Annotated in this window: 16 protein-coding genes; 8 read left to right on the top strand and 8 right to left on the bottom strand. The window is 53.3% G+C overall.

The features are described 5' to 3' along the window. Positions 1-2: 2 nt before the first annotated feature. Both OGX84_RS13800 and OGX84_RS13795 read right to left on the bottom strand, forming a co-directional pair. Positions 3-1301: a D-amino acid dehydrogenase gene (locus OGX84_RS13800; protein ID WP_112002013.1), complete on the bottom strand. Its 1299-nt coding sequence runs from the start codon at positions 1299-1301 to the stop codon at positions 3-5. 117 nt (positions 1302-1418) lie between these two features. Beyond that, positions 1419-1541 carry a hypothetical protein gene (locus OGX84_RS13795; protein ID WP_258525333.1) on the bottom strand — a complete coding sequence of 41 codons (123 nt, stop codon included), beginning with the start codon at positions 1539-1541 and terminating at the stop codon, positions 1419-1421. 82 nt (positions 1542-1623) lie between these two features. Between OGX84_RS13795 and OGX84_RS13790 the strand changes: the two genes are divergently transcribed. Continuing rightward, positions 1624-3156 (top strand): SpoVR family protein, encoded by a 1533-nt coding sequence (locus tag OGX84_RS13790; RefSeq protein ID WP_024130273.1) that lies wholly within the window; start codon positions 1624-1626, stop codon positions 3154-3156. A 351-nt stretch (positions 3157-3507) separates the two neighbouring features. Here OGX84_RS13790 and fadR read toward each other — a convergent pair whose 3' ends face one another. Next, complete coding sequence (gene fadR, locus OGX84_RS13785; RefSeq protein ID WP_047463273.1) at positions 3508-4227, bottom strand: fatty acid metabolism transcriptional regulator FadR; 720 nt, start codon at positions 4225-4227, stop codon at positions 3508-3510. Between the two features lie 222 nt (positions 4228-4449). Between fadR and nhaB the strand changes: the two genes are divergently transcribed. The 3 genes from nhaB to OGX84_RS13770 all read left to right on the top strand — a co-directional run bounded on the left by nhaB (position 4450) and on the right by OGX84_RS13770 (position 7117). After that, positions 4450-5994 (top strand): Na(+)/H(+) antiporter NhaB, encoded by a 1545-nt coding sequence (nhaB, locus tag OGX84_RS13780; RefSeq protein WP_112002012.1) that lies wholly within the window; start codon positions 4450-4452, stop codon positions 5992-5994. Positions 5995-6135: 141 nt separating this feature from the next. After that, positions 6136-6666 carry a disulfide bond formation protein DsbB gene (gene dsbB, locus OGX84_RS13775; protein WP_024130271.1) on the top strand — a complete coding sequence of 177 codons (531 nt, stop codon included), beginning with the start codon at positions 6136-6138 and terminating at the stop codon, positions 6664-6666. A gap of 109 nt (positions 6667-6775) precedes the next feature. After that, the gene (locus OGX84_RS13770) at positions 6776-7117 is read left to right on the top strand and encodes a TehB family protein (RefSeq protein WP_012132078.1); all 342 of its coding nucleotides are present in this window, start codon (positions 6776-6778) and stop codon (positions 7115-7117) included. Positions 7118-7143: 26 nt separating this feature from the next. Here the strand turns inward: OGX84_RS13770 and ycgN are convergent, their stop codons facing one another. From ycgN to OGX84_RS13755, 3 genes are all read right to left on the bottom strand, one after another. Beyond that, positions 7144-7590: a cysteine cluster protein YcgN gene (ycgN, locus tag OGX84_RS13765; protein ID WP_047464034.1), complete on the bottom strand. Its 447-nt coding sequence runs from the start codon at positions 7588-7590 to the stop codon at positions 7144-7146. Between the two features lie 92 nt (positions 7591-7682). After that, positions 7683-8342 carry a fumarylacetoacetate hydrolase family protein gene (locus OGX84_RS13760; RefSeq protein WP_049008376.1) on the bottom strand — a complete coding sequence of 220 codons (660 nt, stop codon included), beginning with the start codon at positions 8340-8342 and terminating at the stop codon, positions 7683-7685. Between the two features lie 70 nt (positions 8343-8412). Next, entirely contained in the window at positions 8413-8706 is a 294-nt protein-coding gene (locus OGX84_RS13755; RefSeq protein WP_024130270.1) for a YcgL domain-containing protein, read from the bottom strand. 125 nt (positions 8707-8831) lie between these two features. Here OGX84_RS13755 and minC point away from each other — a divergent pair, with 125 nt between their 5' ends. Genes minC through minE form a run of 3 tightly spaced genes read left to right on the top strand, consistent with a single transcriptional unit; the run spans position 8832 to position 10645 of the window. Next, positions 8832-9539 (top strand): septum site-determining protein MinC, encoded by a 708-nt coding sequence (gene minC, locus OGX84_RS13750; protein ID WP_060816061.1) that lies wholly within the window; start codon positions 8832-8834, stop codon positions 9537-9539. A gap of 23 nt (positions 9540-9562) precedes the next feature. Continuing rightward, positions 9563-10375, top strand: a complete 813-nt coding sequence (gene minD, locus OGX84_RS13745) for a septum site-determining protein MinD (protein ID WP_047463261.1) — start codon at positions 9563-9565, stop codon at positions 10373-10375. Between the two features lie 3 nt (positions 10376-10378). Further along, positions 10379-10645, top strand: a complete 267-nt coding sequence (gene minE, locus OGX84_RS13740) for a cell division topological specificity factor MinE (protein ID WP_003859937.1) — start codon at positions 10379-10381, stop codon at positions 10643-10645. Between the two features lie 88 nt (positions 10646-10733). On the opposite strand, the gene OGX84_RS13735 is transcribed toward minE, so the two are convergent. Beyond that, complete coding sequence (locus OGX84_RS13735) at positions 10734-11651, bottom strand: LysR substrate-binding domain-containing protein (RefSeq protein WP_012132072.1); 918 nt, start codon at positions 11649-11651, stop codon at positions 10734-10736. Between the two features lie 103 nt (positions 11652-11754). Here OGX84_RS13735 and OGX84_RS13730 point away from each other — a divergent pair, with 103 nt between their 5' ends. Beyond that, positions 11755-12837, top strand: coding sequence for a tartrate dehydrogenase (locus OGX84_RS13730; RefSeq protein WP_012132071.1), 1083 nt, complete (start codon positions 11755-11757; stop codon positions 12835-12837). A 34-nt stretch (positions 12838-12871) separates the two neighbouring features. Here the strand turns inward: OGX84_RS13730 and rnd are convergent, their stop codons facing one another. Further along, positions 12872-13999 carry a ribonuclease D gene (gene rnd, locus OGX84_RS13725; RefSeq protein WP_112002011.1) on the bottom strand — a complete coding sequence of 376 codons (1128 nt, stop codon included), beginning with the start codon at positions 13997-13999 and terminating at the stop codon, positions 12872-12874. Between the last annotated feature and the right edge of the window lie 58 nt (positions 14000-14057).

The raw sequence follows: 14057 nt of genomic DNA, 5'->3' as shown, positions 1-14057 counted from the left end.
TATTAGTTATGCGCGCCATGAAGATGCCGGGGTCGTGACGGCGTAAAGCCAGGGCTGTACCGCGCTACGCTCAGGTCGTCATAAGGAATAGCAGGTGTACGACCTGAAAGAATATCGCTCAGTAATTGCCCTGAACCGCAGGCCATTGTCCAGCCCAGCGTCCCATGCCCGGTATTCAGCCACAGGTTTTTGAAGCGCGTCCGTCCGATCACTGGCGTACCATCCGGGGTCATTGGCCGCAGCCCGGTCCAGAACGTGGCTTGTTCCACATGCCCTCCGCGCGGGAAGAGATCGCGTACGACCATCTCCAGCGTTTCACGACGCGGTTGTAATAATTCAGTGTTAAAGCCAACAATTTCCGCCATTCCCCCCACGCGAATACGCTTATCAAAACGGGTAATGGCAATTTTGTAGGTTTCATCAAGGATAGTCGAAACTGGCGCGCCATCGTCCTGTGCGACCGGAATCGTCAGCGAATAACCTTTAAGCGGATAGACCGGAATATCGACGATCCCTTTGAGCATCGCCGTCGAGTAAGAGCCAAACGCCATCACGTAAGCATCGGCTTTGATGATGTCATCCCCGCACTTCACGCCGTAAATTTGTTCACCTTCGTACAGCAGTTTTTCCACCGGCGTGTTGAAGCGAAACGTCACGCCCGCCTGTTCCGCCATCTGCGCCAGGCGCTGAGTAAACAGCTGGCAATCTCCGGTTTCATCATTGGGCAAACGCAGGCCGCCGGTCAGTTTGTGCGCCACTTCCGCCAGCGCAGGTTCAACCTCCGCCAGACGGCTGGATTCCAGTAGCTGATACGGTACGCCGGCATCCTCCAGAACGGCGATATCACGGGTGGCGTTCTCATACTGTTGCGCGGTACGGAATAACTGCAATGTTCCGCCCTGACGCCCTTCATACTGAATGCCGGTTGAGGCACGCAGCGCTTTCAGGCAATCACGGCTGTACTCCGCCAGACGCACCATGCGCCCTTTGTTCTCCATGTAATGGCGGGTGTCGCAGTTACGCAACATTTGCCACATCCACTTCAACTGAAACTGCGTCCCGTCCAGGCGAACAGCCAGCGGCGCATGGCGCTGGAACATCCACTTGATGGCCTTCAGCGGCACACCCGGCGCCGCCCACGGCGCGGCATAGCCCGGAGAAATTTGTCCGGCGTTCGCCGCGCTGGTTTCCAGCGCCGGGCCAGGTTCACGATCGATGACGGTGACGTCATGCCCAGCCTGACACAGATACCAGGCGCTGGTTACGCCAACGACGCCACTTCCCAGTATGACAATTCGCATAGCCACTCCGTTAACAGTAAAAGAACAATCTTCTAATTACATCTTGATAACTCAGTTGAAAATATTATTCAACATATGGCTTTTTTATGGTGACGCACCTCACATCTGCCTCTGTTGTCAGGGATCTCTCTGCTTTGGCATCTCCTGCTGTGCGTCATTTTTATCCAGCATAAAATATTGCAGCCACACCATTTTCTGGCGTGCCAGCGCTGCGAAATCGCAAAGAAAAATTTTCTTCATCAGCACGTTTTTTAACACGGTGTTCTATGCTTGAAATGAGGTGCTCCAGACAGAGAGTGCCGCCAACAATGAGGGTGCGCGAATGGCTACGATTGATTCCATGAACAAGGACAGCACACGTTTGAGCGATGGACCCGACTGGACGTTTGATCTGCTGGATGTCTATCTGGCGGAGATTGACCGCGTCGCGAAACTCTACAAACTGGATACCTATCCGCACCAAATCGAGGTGATCACCTCTGAGCAGATGATGGATGCCTATTCCAGCGTCGGGATGCCGATCAACTATCCTCACTGGTCGTTTGGCAAAAAATTCATTGAAACCGAGCGCCTGTATAAGCACGGTCAGCAAGGGCTGGCCTATGAAATCGTCATTAACTCCAACCCGTGTATCGCTTATCTGATGGAAGAGAACACCATTACTATGCAGGCGCTGGTGATGGCGCACGCGTGCTATGGGCATAACTCTTTCTTCAAGAATAACTACCTGTTCCGCAGCTGGACTGACGCCAGTTCGATTGTCGATTACCTGATCTTTGCCCGTAATTACATTACCGAATGCGAAGAACGCTATGGCGTGGATGAAGTTGAAAAGCTGCTGGATTCCTGCCATGCGCTGATGAACTATGGCGTCGATCGCTACAAACGCCCGCAAAAAATTTCGTTGCAGGAGGAGAAAGCCCGGCAGAAAAGTCGCGAAGAGTATCTGCAAAGCCAGGTGAATATGCTGTGGCGTACTCTGCCGAAGAAAGAGGAAGAGAAAGCCGTCGCCGAAACGCGGCGTTACCCGTCTGAACCGCAGGAAAACCTGCTCTACTTTATGGAAAAGAACGCGCCGTTGCTGGAGTCATGGCAGCGCGAGATCCTGCGCATCGTGCGCAAGGTCAGCCAGTATTTCTATCCGCAAAAACAGACGCAGGTGATGAACGAAGGCTGGGCGACGTTCTGGCACTACACCATCCTGAATCATCTTTACGATGAAGGTAAAGTGACCGAGCGCTTTATGCTGGAGTTTTTACATAGCCACACCAATGTGGTGTTCCAGCCGCCGTACAACAGCCCGTGGTATAGCGGAATTAACCCTTATGCGCTTGGCTTCGCGATGTTCCAGGACATCAAACGCATTTGCCAGTCGCCAACGGAAGAAGACAAATACTGGTTCCCGGATATCGCCGGTTCAGACTGGCTGGAAACCCTGCATTTCGCGATGCGTGATTTTAAAGACGAGAGCTTTATCAGCCAGTTCCTGTCGCCGAAAGTGATGCGTGATTTCCGTTTCTTTACCGTGCTGGACGACGACCGGCACAATTATCTGGAAATTTCGGCCATTCACAATGAGGAAGGTTATCGCGAGATCCGCAATCGGCTTTCGTCACAGTACAACCTGAGCAATCTGGAGCCGAATATTCAGATCTGGAATGTGGATTTACGCGGCGATCGCTCTTTGACGCTACGCTATATTCCTCACAACCGCGCACCGCTGGACAAGGGACGTAAAGAGGTGCTGAAACATGTGCATCGCCTGTGGGGGTTTGATGTCATGCTGGAGCAGCAGAATGAGGATGGCAGCGTTGAGCTGCTGGAGCGGTGCCCGCCGAGAATGAACAGCCTGTAGTTTAATTGCCGGATGGCGGTGTAAACACCTTATCCGGCCTACAAACAGCACATCACCGTAGGCCGAATAAACAAAGCGCCATCCGGCGCAAACAAACAGCACACCACCGTAGGCCGGATAAGCGAAGCGCCATCCGGCACAAACAATCAGCACACCACCGCAGGCCGGATAAGCGAAGCGCCATCCGGCACAAACAATCAGCACACCACCGCAGACCGGATAAGCGAAGCGCCATCCGGCACAAACAAACAGCACATCACCGCAGGCCGGATAAGCGAAGCGCCATCCGGCGCGAACAAACAGCACACCACCGTAGGCCGGATAAGCGAAGCGCCATCCGGCGTATAACGATTAGCGGCCCTGAATGGCCAAATCGCCTGGCAAATTCTTCTGCATACGATGCCAAATCTCACCGCTGTCATGACCGTAACGGCGTACCGTTTCGTACACCTGGTCATGCGCGCCCTGTTCGCAAAGCGATGACAGCTTATGGTAGAAACCGAGCGCCAGGCTCCGGGCTTCCGGGTTGGCGAAATAGTGACGACCAATGCGGGTATACAGCCCTTTCATCCCGTTCAGGATCAGACCGTAAATCGGATTACCGGAGGCAAACGCCAGACCGCGGAAAATGTTGTAATCCAGGTCCGCGAACGCATCGGCGTGGTCGGCCACTTCATTCGCCGTCGCCAGCACTTCCTGCGCTTTATCAGGATGCTGACGAAACGCGGTGCGGATAAAAATCGTGGAGATATTGGTTCGCACCGACAGCAGATTATCAATCAGTTGCGGCACGCTTTCATGATCAAGACGCGCGAGCGTTTCAAGAATATTCAGCCCGGACGTTTCCCAGAAATTGTTCACCTTTGTCGGTTTGCCGTGTTGAATCGTCAACCAGCCGTCTCGCGCCAGGCGCTGCAATACTTCGCGTAACGTGGTGCGCGTCACTCCGATAAGTTCGGAGAGTTCACGTTCGGCAGGCAAAATAGTGCCAGGTGGGAAGCGGTTATTCCAGATACTTTCAATGATGTACTCTTCCGCGAAACCCGCCGGGCTCTGCGCCTTAATGACCATAGTGAGATTTCCATTACACAGCAAAACATAGTTACACTCATCATACCAGACGGGTTTCATGGCTGATAGCGGACAGGATGAAGAAAAAGGGGATCAAGGCTTCATTTTCTGGATAACGCCGCGCCATCACGTTAAGGACTTGCCTGCTTTTACCCTGGCCGCTAAGCTTTGCGCCTAAACATAAAAACATGATTCTCACATTTACAGGTAAGGGAAACTGCCATGGAGCTCTCCTGGGGTCGCGCATTCTGGCGCAACTTTCTGGGCCAGTCGCCTGACTGGTATAAACTTGCATTAATCGCTTTTTTAATTGCTAATCCACTGATTTTCTTCATCAACCCGTTTGTAGCGGGCTGGCTGCTGGTCGCTGAATTTATTTTCACGCTGGCGATGGCGCTGAAGTGCTATCCCCTGCTGCCAGGCGGATTACTGGCGATTGAAGCGGTCATCATTGGGATGACCAGCGCAGCGCATGTGCGCGAAGAGGTTGCCGCCAACCTCGAAGTGCTGCTGCTGCTGATGTTCATGGTCGCAGGCATCTACTTTATGAAGCAGTTGCTGCTGTTCATTTTTACCCGCCTGCTGCTTAGCATTCGTTCCAAGATGCTGCTGTCGCTCGCATTTTGTATGGCTGCCGCCTTCCTGTCCGCTTTCCTTGATGCCCTGACCGTTGTCGCGGTGGTCATCAGCGTCGCGGTCGGCTTTTATGGCATTTATCATCGCGTCGCCTCTGCGCGCGGCGAAGAGAACGATCTCCAGGATGACGACCACCTCGACCAGAACAGTAAAGCGGTGCTGGAACAGTTTCGCGGTTTCTTGCGCAGCCTGATGATGCATGCGGGCGTAGGCACCGCGCTGGGCGGCGTCATGACGATGGTCGGTGAACCGCAGAACCTGATTATCGCCAAAGCGGCGGGCTGGCATTTCGGCGATTTCTTCCTGCGCATGTCGCCGGTGACGGTTCCGGTGCTAATTTTCGGGCTGCTCACCTGCGTGCTGGTCGAGAAACTACGCTGGTTTGGCTATGGTGAAACGCTGCCGGAGAAAGTGCGTCATATTTTGCAGGAGTTCGACGATCAAAGCCGTCAACGTCGTACACGCCAGGACAAACTCAATCTGTTTGTACAGGCGATTATCGGCGTCTGGCTGGTGACGGCGCTGGCGCTGCATCTGGCGGAAGTGGGCTTGATTGGTCTGTCGGTCATTATTCTGGCCACGTCACTCACCGGCGTCACCGATGAACACGCGATTGGCAAAGCATTTACTGAGTCCTTGCCGTTTACCGCGCTGTTGACGGTTTTCTTCTCCATCGTGGCGGTCATTATCGATCAGCATCTTTTCGCCCCGATCATCCAGTTCGTTTTACAGGCTTCCGAACATGCGCAGTTAACGCTGTTCTACCTCTTCAATGGCCTGCTGTCGTCCATTTCCGATAACGTGTTCGTCGGGACGATTTACATCAATGAGGCCAAAGCGGCTATGGAAAGCGGCGCAATCAGCATGAAACAGTACGAACTGCTGGCGGTAGCGATCAACACCGGCACCAATTTGCCGTCCGTAGCGACGCCAAACGGCCAGGCGGCATTTTTATTCCTGCTCACCTCTGCGCTGGCGCCGCTGATTCGTCTCTCTTATGGCCGTATGGTCTGGATGGCGTTGCCATACACGCTGGTGCTCACCCTCGTTGGTTTACTCTGCGTCGAGTTTACCCTCACCCCCATCACGGAGTGGATGACGCAATCTGGCTGGTTAGCTACATTCTCATAACATCAAACCGGGCAAATCACTGCCCGGTTTGACTTTTTGCATGATAATTATCCGATTATACTTTATTTCATTTCCCACTACTGGCGCATAAATTGAATTGGTTTACACTGCGGTGTCTACGCATGTTGCAGGGAAATAATTATGTTGCGATTTTTAAACCAGTGCTCACGGGGTCGGGGCGCGTGGTTACTGATGGCGTTAACTGCCTTTGCGCTCGAAATGGTAGCGCTGTGGTTCCAGCACGTCATGCTGCTCAAACCTTGCGTGCTATGTATTTACGAACGTAGCGCGTTATTCGGTGTGATGGGCGCGGGTCTGGTTGGCGCTGTCGCCCCTAAAACGCCGCTGCGTTATGTGGCGATAGCGATCTGGATTTACAGCGCCTGGCGCGGGTTGCAGTTGGCTTATGAACACACGATGATCCAGCTTCATCCTTCGCCGTTCATGACCTGTGATTTTGCTGCGCGCTTCCCGACGTGGCTGCCGCTGGATAAATGGCTGCCGCAGGTCTTCCTGGCTTCCGGCGACTGCGCCGAGCGTCAGTGGTCGTTTTTAACCCTGGAGATGCCGCAGTGGCTGTTGGGGATTTTTGCGGCGTATCTGGCGATCGCGATCCTGGTGTTGATTGCTCAACCGTTTAAGCCGAAAAGACGCGATCTCTTTAGTCGATAACAGAACGCTCCTTCGGGAGCGTTTTTTTTCGCCTGACGGCGTTGCTTCCGGGCATCTATAAGATGTATATTAAATACATCTTATAGATGCCCCCACAAGGAGACGCCTTATGTCCCATTTACGCATCCCGGCAAACTGGAAAATTAAACGTTCCACTCCCTTCTTCACCAAAGAGAATGTGCCAGCCGCACTGCTCTCCCACCATAACACCGCTGCGGGTGTCTTTGGGCAACTCTGCGTGATGGAAGGCACAGTCACTTACTACGGTTTCGCTAACGAAGATGCCAAAGAACCTGAACTCAAAGTGGTCATTAACGCCGGTCAGTTTGCGACCAGCCCGCCGCAATACTGGCACCGCATCGAATTAAGCGACGACGCGCAATTCAATATCAATTTCTGGGTTGAAGACGACAACCACAGCGATGAAATGTATCAGGCGAAAAAAGCGTAATTAACGCTTGCTGAACAATGGGCGGTTCAGTCCGCCCATGAAGGTTTGTTTAAGATGTGATCCTGCCAGTCCCGCACTTCAGATTCTTTCACCGCAATATGGCGCACAGAAATACGCTCGCCGTGCATCGCCGCTTTCGACCCGGTCAACAACGGATGCCAGCCCGGCAGCCCCTTTCCTTCCGCTAACAAGCGATAGGCGCAGGTCATCGGCAACCATTCAAAGGTTGGCAGATTATCGCGGGTGAGTTTAATGCAGTCTGGCTCGTACTCGAACCGACGTTCATAGTTACGACACTGGCAGGTTTTAATATTCAACTGGCGACACGCCACGTTGGTGAAATAGATTTCGTCGGTGTCTTCATCCATCAGTTTGTGCAGGCAACACTGGCCGCATCCATCACACAACGACTCCCACTCGGCATCGGTCATGTCATCCAGGGTTTTACTTTGCCAGAAAGGTATGTCGCTCATCAGGGTATCCGCCATTGCTGTAAAGCTGCACCTTATAACCAGTCTGGCACGCTGATGCAAGTTTTGCCGCCCGAAAAGGCGGCAAGCAGAGATTACAGGACGCGCGTCGTCAGCGTTTGACCGTTAAAACTGACTTCCAGCTCGTCGCCGCTTTGCAACGGGCCGACGCCTTCCGGTGTGCCGGTCAGGATCACGTCTCCCGCTTTGAGCGTGAAGAAACGGCTCATGTAGGCGACAAGCGGCACGATGTGGTGGATCATCTCCGCCGTCGAGCCTTGCTGACGGATTTCGCCATTCACTTTCAACCCGAGCGCGGTATTTTGCGGATCGCCATGAAACTCCGAAACCGGAATAAAACCTGACAGCGGGCAGGAATTATCAAACCCTTTTGCTTTTTCCCAGGGCTGACCGGCTTTTTTCATTTTGCCCTGAATATCCCGCAGCGTCAGATCGAGCGCCACGCCATAACCGGCAATCGCCTTGCGGACATGGTCTTCCGTCGCCTGACGCAGAGTCGAGCCAATCAATATCGCCAGTTCGACTTCATGGTGAACGGCGCCCATGTCCGTTGGAATCGCCAGCGGCTGGCGCAGATCGCACAGCGCCGTTTCCGGTTTAATAAAAAGAACGGGTTCATCCGGCGTTGCGCTACCCATCTCCTTAATATGCTTTGCGTAGTTACTGCCTACACAAACCACTTTACTTACCGGGTAATCAAGCAGAGCACCTTGCCAGTTGTGATGTTGATACATTATTTTCCCCTAACGTAATCGTGGATTTCAGGAACTGCATCGGCAGGGCATTCGCGTTGCCGGATACAGTTTAACTTTTAGCGTCTGGTTTATTTTCGCCCGGCGCAGAAAGATGTTGTTTGAGTAAATCTTCCGGCGGTGGCGGCAGTTGTAAATAATACCCCTGGTCGGTTAACGCTTGTTTTACTTTCTCCAGGTCGGCATTCACTAATTTCTTACGCCCATCCAACGGCAGAATCATTGCCAGCGTTGGCTGCCCGAATCCCTTCATCAGATCTTCAGGAACCCGTGAGAAATCGTCTTTTTTTTCGACGTATAAATAGGTCTGGTCGCGTTTGCTACTTCGATAGATCACACAAAACATACTTTTACTCTGAATTAACGGGATGGTGACTTGCCTCAATATAATACTGACTATAACATGCCTTCTAGTCTTCGGAATATCGCCCCGCATTGGGGATGATAAATAGCAAATTGAGTAAGGCCAGGATGTCAAACACGCCAATCGAGCTTAAAGGCAGTAGCTTCACCTTATCAGTGGTTCATTTGCACGAAGCTGAACCCAAGGTTATTCGTCAGGCGTTGGAAGACAAAATCGCTCAGGCACCTGCTTTTTTAAAACATGCTCCCGTGGTCATTAACGTCAGCGGCCTTGAAAGTCCAGTAAACTGGCCTGCGCTGCAAGAGGTGGTGACGTCTACCGGTCTGCGTATTATCGGCGTTAGCGGCTGCAAAGACGCGTCGCTAAAAGCGGAAATTGACGAGATGGGTCTTCCTTTACTGACTGAAGGTAAAGAGAAAGTCGCTCGTTCCGCCCCGGTCGAAGCCCCGGCACCGAGCGCACCGCCGCAAAATGTTACCCCCATCACAAAAACGCGATTAATTGACGTACCGGTTCGTTCCGGTCAGCGCATTTATGCTCCACAATGTGATCTAATTGTTACAAGTCACGTCAGCGCTGGCGCAGAGTTAATCGCAGACGGTAATATCCACGTTTATGGCATGATGCGGGGTCGCGCGCTGGCAGGCGCCAGCGGCGATCGGGAAGCGCAAATTTTTTGTACCCATCTGACGGCAGAACTGGTGTCTATCGCAGGTGTTTATTGGCTGAGTGATAAAATCCCGGCAGAATTTTATGGCAAAGCGGCGCGTCTGCGGTTAGCAGATAACGCTTTGGCAGTTCAACCGTTGAATTGATCCCTTTTTAACAAGGAATTTCTATGGCACGCATTATTGTAGTTACTTCGGGTAAAGGGGGCGTTGGCAAGACCACCTCCAGCGCGGCCATCGCTACTGGTTTGGCCCAGAAGGGAAAGAAAACTGTCGTTATCGATTTCGATATCGGTCTGCGTAACCTCGACCTGATCATGGGATGTGAGCGTCGTGTCGTTTACGATTTCGTGAACGTGATTCAGGGCGATGCGACGCTAAACCAGGCGTTAATCAAAGATAAGCGCACTGAGAATCTCTTTATTCTTCCGGCATCGCAAACCCGCGATAAAGACGCGCTGACCCGTGAGGGCGTAGCAAAAGTTCTCGATGACCTGAAGACAATGGATTTCGACTTTATCGTCTGCGACTCTCCGGCGGGCATTGAAACCGGCGCGCTGATGGCGCTCTATTTTGCCGATGAAGCGATTATCACCACGAACCCGGAAGTCTCCTCAGTACGTGACTCTGACCGTATTCTCGGCATTCTGGCGTCAAAATCCCGTCGTGCTGAAAACGGCGAAGACCCGATTAAAGAGCATCTGCTGCTGACGCGTTACAACCCAGGCCGCGTTAACAGAGGCGATATGCTCAGTATGGAAGACGTGCTGGAAATCTTGCGCATCAAACTCGTGGGGGTTATCCCGGAAGATCAGTCAGTCCTGCGCGCATCCAACCAGGGAGAGCCGGTTATTCTCGACATCACTGCTGATGCGGGTAAAGCCTATGCAGATACCGTAGAACGTCTGTTGGGAGAAGAACGTCCTTTCCGCTTCATTGAAGAAGAGAAGAAAGGTTTCCTCAAACGCCTGTTCGGAGGATAAGTTATGGCATTACTGGATTTTTTTCTCTCGCGGAAAAAGAGTACAGCCAACATCGCTAAAGAGCGACTGCAAATCATTGTTGCGGAGCGCCGTCGCAGCGACGCCGAGCCGCATTATTTACCGCAGTTGAGAAAAGATATTCTCGAAGTCATCTGCAAGTATGTGCAAATTGATCCAGAAATGGTCACCGTACAGCTTGAGCAAAAAGACGGCGATATTTCAATTCTCGAGCTTAACGTGACATTACCGGAAGCCGAAGAGTCCAGATAATCTCTTTTCGGATAACGCAACGCGATAAAAAGGCAGAGTATTCTGCCTTTTATTTGCTGCTGTGCCATAAACAGTAACGCGGCGGTGCTTATTCCAGGCTGAACTTCGGGTAACGCTCCTGAAAATAGCGGCGCAGAAATTCAACCGTAATGCGAATTTTTGCCGACGAGGAAAGACGGGAAGCGGAGACCGCCCAGATATTAGCAGGCTGATAATATTCCGGCAGAACCTGCACCAGATGGCCGCTGGCAATGTTATCGCAGACATCCCACCACGACCGCAACGCAATGCCCTGCCCGTCCAGACACCATTGATGCACAATCTCACCGTGGTTGGAGGACAGTGACCCTGTCACTTTAATCGAATATTCCCGTTCTTTTGTGCGTAACTGCCAGATTCCAAAGGGATGGTCACGCTCTTTAATCACCAGACACGGAAAGGCTGCCAGATCGCTGAGCTGCTTCGGCGTGCCGTGCTGCTCCAGAAACGCCGGTGATGCGCATAAAATACGGTAATTGGTTCCAAGCTTATGCGCGATTAAATTAGAGGCAATCTCATCACCAATACGAATATCAAGATCGACCCCTTCATTCACCAGATCTACCAGCCGGTCCTCAACGTCAAACCGCAACTCCAGCTGTGGATACTGCTTCGCCAGCGCCGACAGCGCTGGCGCAACAATCCGCCGACCGAAGCCAAAACTGCTGATAATACGCAGCATACCTTGTGGGACTTGCCGCACGTCAGACAGCTCATCCATCATCTGATCCACATCCTGCAAAATGCGCTGCGCCCATTCGTAAATACGCTCGCCCTCTTCCGTGATCGTCACCCGCCGGGTCGTTCGGTGGAGCAGCACCACGTTCAGCGTCTGCTCCAGCAACGCCACCCGTTTGCTGATAAACGCCGGCGAAACGCCCAGTTCTTCCGCAACCGCGCTAAAACCCGCACGCCGGGCAACCCGCATAAAGACGCGTAAATCATTCAGGAGAGGCAGATTATTCATGATCTGTGTTTTATGTTTCACCAGTTGGAAGGATTAACTCTCAATCAGTCAATTATAGGATAAGGGGTAAGTCAATTTTGACTGCTGATAAGTGAGAGCTGGTATGAAGAAAACCTGTCGTATTGCCGCTATTCCCGGAGACGGTATTGGTAAAGAAGTCCTGCCTGAAGGTATTCGCGTATTGCAGACCGCCGCTGAACGCTGGGATCTCTCGCTCAGCTTTGAGCCGATTGAGTGGGCCAGCTGCGAATATTATGCACATCACGGTACGATGATGCCTGACGACTGGCATGCGCAGCTAAAATCGTTTGATGCGATCTATTTCGGCGCCGTCGGCTGGCCGGATACCGTCCCGGACCATGTTTCATTGTGGGGATCGCTGCTGAAATTCCGTCGCGAATTTGACCAGTACGTTAACCTGCGTCCGGTACGTCTGTTTCCCGGCGTTCCCTGCCCGCTGGCCGGAAAAAAAGCGGGAGATATTGATTTCTACGTCGTGCGCGAGAACACCGAAGGGGAATACTCCTCGCTGGGCGGGCGCGTTAATGCCGGAACCGAGCACGAAGTGGTGATTCAGGAGTCGGTATTTACCCGGCGCGGAGTGGATCGCATTCTGCGCTACGCCTTTGAGCTGGCGCAAAGCCGACCGCGCAAAACGCTGACGTCCGCCACCAAATCCAACGGCCTGGCCATCAGTATGCCTTTCTGGGATGAACGCGTTGAAGCCATGGCGCAGCACTACCCGGAGATTCGTTGGGATAAGCAGCATATCGACATTCTGTGCGCCCGCTTTGTCATGCAGCCGGAGCGCTTTGACGTGGTTGTCGCCTCAAATCTGTTTGGCGATATTCTGTCCGATCTTGGCCCGGCCTGTACCGGCACCATCGGCATTGCGCCTTCCGCAAACCTGAACCCGGAACGCACATTCCCGTCGCTGTTTGAACCGGTACACGGCTCTGCGCCGGATATATACGGCAAGAATATCGCCAACCCTGTTGCCACCATCTGGGCGGGCGCCATGATGCTGGATTTCCTCGGCAATGGCGATACGCGCTACCGGGAGGCACATGACGGTATTCTCGCGGCCATTGAGCAGGTTATCGCTAACGGCCCGAAAACACCGGATCTGAAAGGCGCCGCCTCCACCCGGCAGATGGCGGAGGCGATCTGTCAGGCGCTGCGCTAATGACGGAGCGGCCGGATAGCGGCCATCATCCGTATTACAGCGGATATTCCTGCAACAGATTCCGCAGTTTTTCCGCCATCAGTTCCGCACGCCAGCCGGAGATAAGTTCCGGCTGCGTGGCCTGCGGTTTTAACTTCCAGTGCCAGTTAAGCAACTGGTTGATTTGCCGACGCGACGCCAGCAATTCCGCACTGACGTTGTGCGTCGCGCTAACGTCTGCCACCAGCGCTTTGATGGCTTTAAACGCCTTGCGATAGCCTGGCATATCCATCAGGTTCAGCAAGGGTTCCGGCAGCATCTCTTCCGGCAGCGCCTGCGCCTTCTCCACTAACGCGATCAGCGTCTTACCGTGAAAACGAATTTCGCTGCCAGAAAGCCCCAGGCTGTCCAGTTCGCCCAGACTCCCCGGCATATAGCGCGCCACTGCCCACAGGTGCTCTTCGCGCACCACAAAGTTGACCGCCAGATCGCGCTCACGCGCCTTGCGCAGCCGCCAGTCGGCCAGCAGTTGCAGGCAGGCCAGTTGACGGGTACGCAACTGCCACGCATTGGTGATGTCACGCCAGGCATCTTCCGGCGCCAGAATTTCCTGACGACGTTGCTGCATCAGACGGCACTCATCCAGCGCCGCAGGCAGCCAGCCGGATGCTTCGGTTTCGACCATCAGTTTTTTGGTGATCGGTAACAAATACCAGACGTCCGCCGCCGCATACTCACACTGACGTTCGGTTAACGGTCTTGCCAGCCAGTCGGTACGGGACTCACTTTTATCCAGCGCGACACCCGTAAACTCCTCGACCATCGCGGCAAAACCCCAGGACAAGGGGCGGCCGCAAAATGCGGCAAGGATCTGCGTATCGATCAGCGGTTGCGGCAGTTCTCCGAAGGTGTTGAGAAAAACCTCCAGATCTTCGCTGCCCGCATGCAAAAATTTGGTTATCGCGGTATCACGCAACACGGCGCGCAGAGGCGACCAGTCGGTAATGCCGTGAGGATCAATCAGGGCGACATGCTCGCCATCAAACAGCTGGATAAGCCCAAGTTGCGGGTAATAGGTGCGCGTACGGACAAACTCCGTATCAAGAGCAATCGCCGGAAATGCCCGAACCGCTTCACATAACGTCGCCAGCGCGTCGTCCGTAGTGATTATTTGGTAATTCAAATCATATTCTCTTTAGTTTGCGCCAAAAAAAACGCCGGCTTAACCGGCGTCTGGCGAC

Origin of the sequence: Citrobacter sp. CK202 (genome assembly GCF_030333225.1) — a bacterium.
Classification (GTDB): domain Bacteria; phylum Pseudomonadota; class Gammaproteobacteria; order Enterobacterales; family Enterobacteriaceae; genus Citrobacter_B; species Citrobacter_B koseri.
The sequence above is the reverse complement of the archived record's forward strand: the minus strand, read 5'-3'. Positions and strand labels throughout refer to the sequence as shown.

Bases quoted from the DNA above. Each gene is read 5' to 3' on its own strand.
- OGX84_RS13770 (WP_012132078.1), top strand. From the start codon at position 6,776: ATGTCCCATTTACGCATCCCGGCAAACTGGAAAATTAAACGTTCCACT.
- OGX84_RS13735 (WP_012132072.1), bottom strand. From the start codon at position 11,651: ATGAATAATCTGCCTCTCCTGAATGATTTACGCGTCTTTATGCGGGTT.
- dsbB (WP_024130271.1), top strand. From the start codon at position 6,136: ATGTTGCGATTTTTAAACCAGTGCTCACGGGGTCGGGGCGCGTGGTTA.
- OGX84_RS13795 (WP_258525333.1), bottom strand. From the start codon at position 1,541: ATGAAGAAAATTTTTCTTTGCGATTTCGCAGCGCTGGCACGCCAGAAA.
- fadR (WP_047463273.1), bottom strand. From the start codon at position 4,227: ATGGTCATTAAGGCGCAGAGCCCGGCGGGTTTCGCGGAAGAGTACATC.
- nhaB (WP_112002012.1), top strand. From the start codon at position 4,450: ATGGAGCTCTCCTGGGGTCGCGCATTCTGGCGCAACTTTCTGGGCCAG.
- OGX84_RS13760 (WP_049008376.1), bottom strand. From the start codon at position 8,342: ATGTATCAACATCACAACTGGCAAGGTGCTCTGCTTGATTACCCGGTA.
- ycgN (WP_047464034.1), bottom strand. From the start codon at position 7,590: ATGAGCGACATACCTTTCTGGCAAAGTAAAACCCTGGATGACATGACC.
- minE (WP_003859937.1), top strand. From the start codon at position 10,379: ATGGCATTACTGGATTTTTTTCTCTCGCGGAAAAAGAGTACAGCCAAC.
- OGX84_RS13755 (WP_024130270.1), bottom strand. From the start codon at position 8,706: ATGTTTTGTGTGATCTATCGAAGTAGCAAACGCGACCAGACCTATTTA.
- OGX84_RS13790 (WP_024130273.1), top strand. From the start codon at position 1,624: ATGGCTACGATTGATTCCATGAACAAGGACAGCACACGTTTGAGCGAT.
- OGX84_RS13800 (WP_112002013.1), bottom strand. From the start codon at position 1,301: ATGCGAATTGTCATACTGGGAAGTGGCGTCGTTGGCGTAACCAGCGCC.
- OGX84_RS13730 (WP_012132071.1), top strand. From the start codon at position 11,755: ATGAAGAAAACCTGTCGTATTGCCGCTATTCCCGGAGACGGTATTGGT.
- minD (WP_047463261.1), top strand. From the start codon at position 9,563: ATGGCACGCATTATTGTAGTTACTTCGGGTAAAGGGGGCGTTGGCAAG.
- minC (WP_060816061.1), top strand. From the start codon at position 8,832: ATGTCAAACACGCCAATCGAGCTTAAAGGCAGTAGCTTCACCTTATCA.